This window comes from Streptomyces sp. NPDC006265, assembly GCF_040613555.1.
In the GTDB taxonomy this organism is placed as follows: Bacteria; Actinomycetota; Actinomycetes; order Streptomycetales; family Streptomycetaceae; genus Streptomyces.
On record NZ_JBEXSH010000767.1, the window covers coordinates 1 to 4,509 of the forward strand.

Sequence of the window (4,509 nt, forward strand, 5' to 3'; positions counted from 1 at the left end):
GGCAGAGCCCGGGGGCCGCAAGGCCGAGGGGCAGAGCCCGGGGGCCGCAAGGCCGGGGCCCCTTACCGGGGTCACACCGGAATCTTCACCTCCGTCCGGGTCCCGCTCACCCGGGGGCGGATAGCGTCCTTCGGCGTGTACTCGGCAGAAACCACGCTGGTGCCCGGCCCGCGCACCCTGCCCGCGCACGGCAGCGCCCGCTACGAACTCCGGCCGCCCGCGGGCCGCTTCCCGCTGCCCCGGCCGGGGGCCCGGATCCGCCTGCGCGCGTTCACGGTGTCACCGCAGACCCTGTCGAGCGCGGATGTGCAGGCGGCGGTGCGCGGGGCGGGCTGACGCGGCGCGGTGCGCCGGGGCGTCAGGCCGCGGCCCTGATGAAGCGGAGGGTGGCGGTGACCGTGGTCCGGCCGCGGATCATTCCCAGCTGGTTCCAGCCCATGCCGAACTGCTCGCGGTCCACGGTGAAGTCGGTGGACAGCGTGAGGCCCGCGGCGTCCCGGTCCGTCACGCGCGCGGTCAGGGACAGCGGCCTGCTGATGCCGCGCACGGTCAGCCGGCCGGCGACGTGCACCTGGCCCCCGTCGCGGAGCTCGGCGCTGAGAGCCGCGAAGGTGATCTCGGGGTGGTGGCCGGCGTCGAAGAAGTGCTCGGACCTGAGGTGGGTGTCGCGCTTGGCGTTCCCGGTGTCCAGGGAGGTGACGTCGAAGGTCAGGGTGCCGACGGCGGACCCGTCGGACCGGACCTCGCCGGTGCCGCCGACGGCATCGAAGGCGCCCTTCACGGTGACCAGGCCCCACATCGTCCGGTGCCGGATGCCTACGGTCGAGGCGGTCGCGTCGAGCTGCCACTGTCCGGTTTCCACGGTGACGGTCATGATCGTTCTCCCTGCCATATCGTTCAAATTTGGATGACTGTGCGGCACGCTAGCGCCTCATCCAAAATTGAACAACCCTCTGCTCCAAATTTGGACGACAGGTAGACTCAACGCATGGCCGACCCCGGGGAGCACCCCACCGACCTGCCCGAATGCCCGTCCCTCGGCGGTGGCGGGCTGCTGCCCGCGGAGTTGCGCGCCTGGATGCTGCTGCTGGCCACGACGGGAGCGGTGGAGCAGCGGCTGCGCGCGGCCGTGAAGGAGAGGCTCGACGTCTCGCACGACGAGTTCCTCGTCCTGTGCCTGCTCGCGGAGCAGCCCGAGGGCGGCCTGCGCATGACGCGCGTCGCGGAGCGCCTGGGCCGCCCCAAGACCCGCCTCACCTACCAAATCGCCTGCCTGCAGCACGCCGGACTCGTCACCCGCAGGTCGGTCTGCGGCGACAAGCGGGGCATCGAGGTCGCCCTCACGGACAAGGCCCGCTACCTGCTGAAGGAGGCCTCGGCCCCACTCGCCGCCACGGTCACCGAGTCCCTGGCCCACTTCATGGGACCGGACCAGTGCGCGGCGATGCGGGGGCTGGTGCCGGATCTGGTCGAGGGCGCGTCCGCCGAGTGAGCCGGGAGGGCCGCCGGTCGATGCCGGCGCCCTCACGGAGGGACTGCGTGAGCGGCCGGGGGGAGGTGCGGTTCGACGCCGGGAGCCGGGCCGCGTATACGTCGGCCCCCTCCGCTTCCGGCAGCCGCCGATCGGGGTGTGGCCCCTGCGGCCACGGCCTCCCCGCGATCCCGGGCGACTTCATCTACAGGGTCGTAGAATCCGGGAACACCGGCGCGACGGCGAGCGTTGTACCGGAGACACACCACAGCTAAGGAGCACGTTGTTGTCCGCCAGACCGACGGACCCTCCGGGGCACAGTCCCCGACCATCCCGCCACGGCATGAGTGATCGCGGCACACGGCGGGGTGGTGTTCGATGAGTGCCGGAGAGGCCTTGCTGGGCCTGCTCGCCGTGTTCGTGCTGACCGCGGGCACCGGCTATTTCGTCGCCCAGGAGTTCGCCTACGTCTCCGCCGACCGGCTGACCCTCGCGCGTGAGGCCGAGGCCGGGGACCGCAGGGCAGCTCGTGCCCTCAGGGTGCTGGAGCGGCTGTCGTTCATGCTGTCCGGCGCACAGCTCGGCATCACCGTCACCGGGCTGGTCGTCGGCTTCATCGCCGAGCCGTCGGTGTCCGCGCTGCTCCGGCCGGCCCTGTCGGGGCTCGGTCTGCCCGACGCGGCCGTCGGCGGCATCGCCGTCGTGCTCGCCTTCGTTCTGGCCACGGTCGTGCAGATGGTGCTGGGCGAACTCGCTCCGAAGAACCTCGCGATCGCCGTGCCCGAGCGGCTGGCGAAGGCGCTGGCACCGTCCACGCTGGCGTATCTGAGGGTCGTCGGACCCGTCGTACGGATCTTCGACAGCGCGGCCAACCGGCTGCTGCGCAGGGCCGGGATCGAGCCCGTCGAGGAACTGCACCACGGCGCCACGCTGGAGGAGCTGGGCCATCTGATCGGTGAGTCGCACGAGCAGGGGGAACTGCCGGAGGACACCGCCGCGCTGCTGGACCACGCGCTGGAGTTCTCCGAGCGCGCCCTCGACGAGGTGATGGTGCCGCGTGCCGACGCCGTGTTCGTCCGCAAGGACGCCGGCGCCGAGGAGGCGGTCGGTCTGATCGCCCGGCACGGCCACTCCAACTACCCGGTCCTCGGCGACCACCCCGACGACATCGTGGGCGTGCTGGGCGTGCGCGAGCTGATGGCGCTGCCCGCCGACCGCCTGTCCGGCGCACGGGCCGGTGAGGTGGCCCGGCGACCGCTGCTGCTGCCGGACACGCTCGCGCTGCCCGACGCGGTGACGCGGATGCGGGAACAAGACGACGAGTTCGCGGTCGTCCTCGACGAGCACGGCGGCGTGGCGGGCATCGTCACGTACGAGGACATCGCCGAGGAGCTGGTCGGTGACATCGCCGACGAGTCCGACAAGGTCACCGTGCTCGCCGTCGCGGACGGCGACGGCTGGCTGGTGGACGCCGGCCGCCGGGTGGACGAGGTGACCGAGGCGACCGGTGTCCGGCTGCCGGAGGACGACGACTACGACACCGTGGCCGGCCTGGTCGTGGACCGGCTCGGCCGCTTCCCGACGGTCGGCGACCGGGTCACGGTCGAACTGCCCGGCGGCGGCCGGGCCGTGATCGACGTCCGCACGCTGGACCGGCACGTGGCCGACCGCGTCCGGATCAGTCCGGTGGTGAAGGCCGTGGAAGCCGAGGAGATGGCGTGAGTTTCCCGACAGCGGTCTTCGTGACCGTGCTGCTGCTGATCGGCAGCGGCTTCTTCGTGGCGGCCGAGTTCGCTCTGGTCGCCGCCAAACGGCACCGCATGGAGAAGGCGGCGGCCGAGGGCCGGCGCGGCGCCGGGGCGGCCCTGGCCGGGATGCGCGAGCTGTCGCTGATGCTGGCCGGCGCCCAGCTGGGCATCACCGTGTGCACGCTGGGCCTGGGCTCGGTGTCCAAGCCCGCGATTTCGCACGAACTCGACCCGCTGCTGCACACGCTGGGCCTGCCCAGCGCCGTGAGCTACGGCGTGGCCTTCGCCGTGGCCATGGTCGTGGTGGTGTTCCTGCACATGGTGGTCGGCGAGATGGCGCCCAAGTCCTGGGCGATCGCCCACCCGGAGCGTTCGGCGATGCTGCTGTCGCCGCCCTTCCGGGCCGTGGTGCGGGCCGTACGTCCGGTGATCCGCCTGCTCAACCGGGTCAGCAACGCCCTGGTACGGCTGTCCCGGGTGGCCCCGCGCGACGAGCTGGCCTCGGTGCACAACCGGGAGCAGCTGACGCACCTGGTGGAGGAGTCGGAGCGGCTGGGCCTGATCAGCGCGACCGACTCGGAGCTGCTGACCCGCTCACTGACCGAGCCGGAGACGCCGGTCGCGGCGCTGCGGATCCCGGCCGCCGAGATCACCTGGGTCGAGGGCGGCGCGGATCTCGACGCGCTGCTGCGCTTCGCCGCCGAGCACGACCGCACCCGACTGCTGGTCCGGGAGAACGGCACGGTCCTCGGTTCCGTGCACGCCCGGGACGCCCTGGTGGCCCGGGCCCGGGGCCGGGCGACGACCGCGCGCGACCTCGCCCGGCCGGTGCCGGAACTGGCGGAGACCGCCACGGTCGCCGTCGCGATCGAGCTGCTGCGCCGCCGCCGGTCGTCCCTGGCCGTGGTCCGTGACGACTCCGGCCGGCTCACCGGCCTGGTCACCCTGGACGACCTGCTGGCCCGCCTGATGCAGCCGGCCGCAGCGGCCTGACGGGGGCGGGGACGGAGGAAACGGAAGGGGCGGCCTGGCGGCGCCGTGGCCGTCCCGACGGGGGTGGGACGCCACGCCCCACGGGATCGGGGCCGCCCGACGGAGGTGGGGCCGCCCGAGGCGAGCCGATCGAGGGGACCGGCCGCCCGACTGGGCCGGGACCACCCGGCGCGGGGCCGGCCGACAGGGACGGGACCACCCGACAGCGCGGGGCCGGCCGACAGGGACCGGACCACCCGACGAGGCCATGGCCGTGGCCGCCCGCCGGGGACGGGACCACCCGACAGCGAAGTGGCC

Annotated in this window: 5 protein-coding genes; 4 read left to right on the top strand and 1 reads right to left on the bottom strand. The window is 73.3% G+C overall.

The window, feature by feature from the left end; genetic code table 11:
* Positions 1–135: 135 nt before the first annotated feature.
* Positions 136–336: a hypothetical protein gene (locus tag ABZ281_RS39450; RefSeq protein WP_356662802.1), complete on the top strand. Its 201-nt coding sequence runs from the start codon at positions 136–138 to the stop codon at positions 334–336.
* Positions 337–358: 22 nt separating this feature from the next.
* On the opposite strand, the gene ABZ281_RS39455 is transcribed toward ABZ281_RS39450, so the two are convergent.
* A complete protein-coding gene (locus ABZ281_RS39455; protein WP_356662803.1) occupies positions 359–874 on the bottom strand; it encodes a YceI family protein in 516 nt (171 codons plus the stop codon).
* 114 nt (positions 875–988) lie between these two features.
* Between ABZ281_RS39455 and ABZ281_RS39460 the strand changes: the two genes are divergently transcribed.
* The 3 genes from ABZ281_RS39460 (at position 989) to ABZ281_RS39470 (ending at position 4,212) form a co-directional block, all read left to right on the top strand.
* Positions 989–1,492, top strand: coding sequence for a MarR family transcriptional regulator (locus ABZ281_RS39460; protein ID WP_356662804.1), 504 nt, complete (start codon positions 989–991; stop codon positions 1,490–1,492).
* A 357-nt stretch (positions 1,493–1,849) separates the two neighbouring features.
* The gene (locus ABZ281_RS39465; RefSeq protein WP_356662805.1) at positions 1,850–3,193 is read left to right on the top strand and encodes a hemolysin family protein; all 1,344 of its coding nucleotides are present in this window, start codon (positions 1,850–1,852) and stop codon (positions 3,191–3,193) included.
* Positions 3,190–4,212 (top strand): hemolysin family protein, encoded by a 1,023-nt coding sequence (locus tag ABZ281_RS39470; RefSeq protein WP_356662806.1) that lies wholly within the window; start codon positions 3,190–3,192, stop codon positions 4,210–4,212. Before ABZ281_RS39465 ends, ABZ281_RS39470 begins: the two co-directional genes overlap by 4 nt.
* The last annotated feature ends 297 nt before the right edge of the window (positions 4,213–4,509 follow it).

Excerpts from the sequence above, each read along its gene's own strand:
- ABZ281_RS39460 (WP_356662804.1), top strand. The coding sequence starts at position 989 with ATGGCCGACCCCGGGGAGCACCCCACCGACCTGCCCGAATGCCCGTCC.
- ABZ281_RS39465 (WP_356662805.1), top strand. The coding sequence starts at position 1,850 with ATGAGTGCCGGAGAGGCCTTGCTGGGCCTGCTCGCCGTGTTCGTGCTG.
- ABZ281_RS39455 (WP_356662803.1), bottom strand. The coding sequence starts at position 874 with ATGACCGTCACCGTGGAAACCGGACAGTGGCAGCTCGACGCGACCGCC.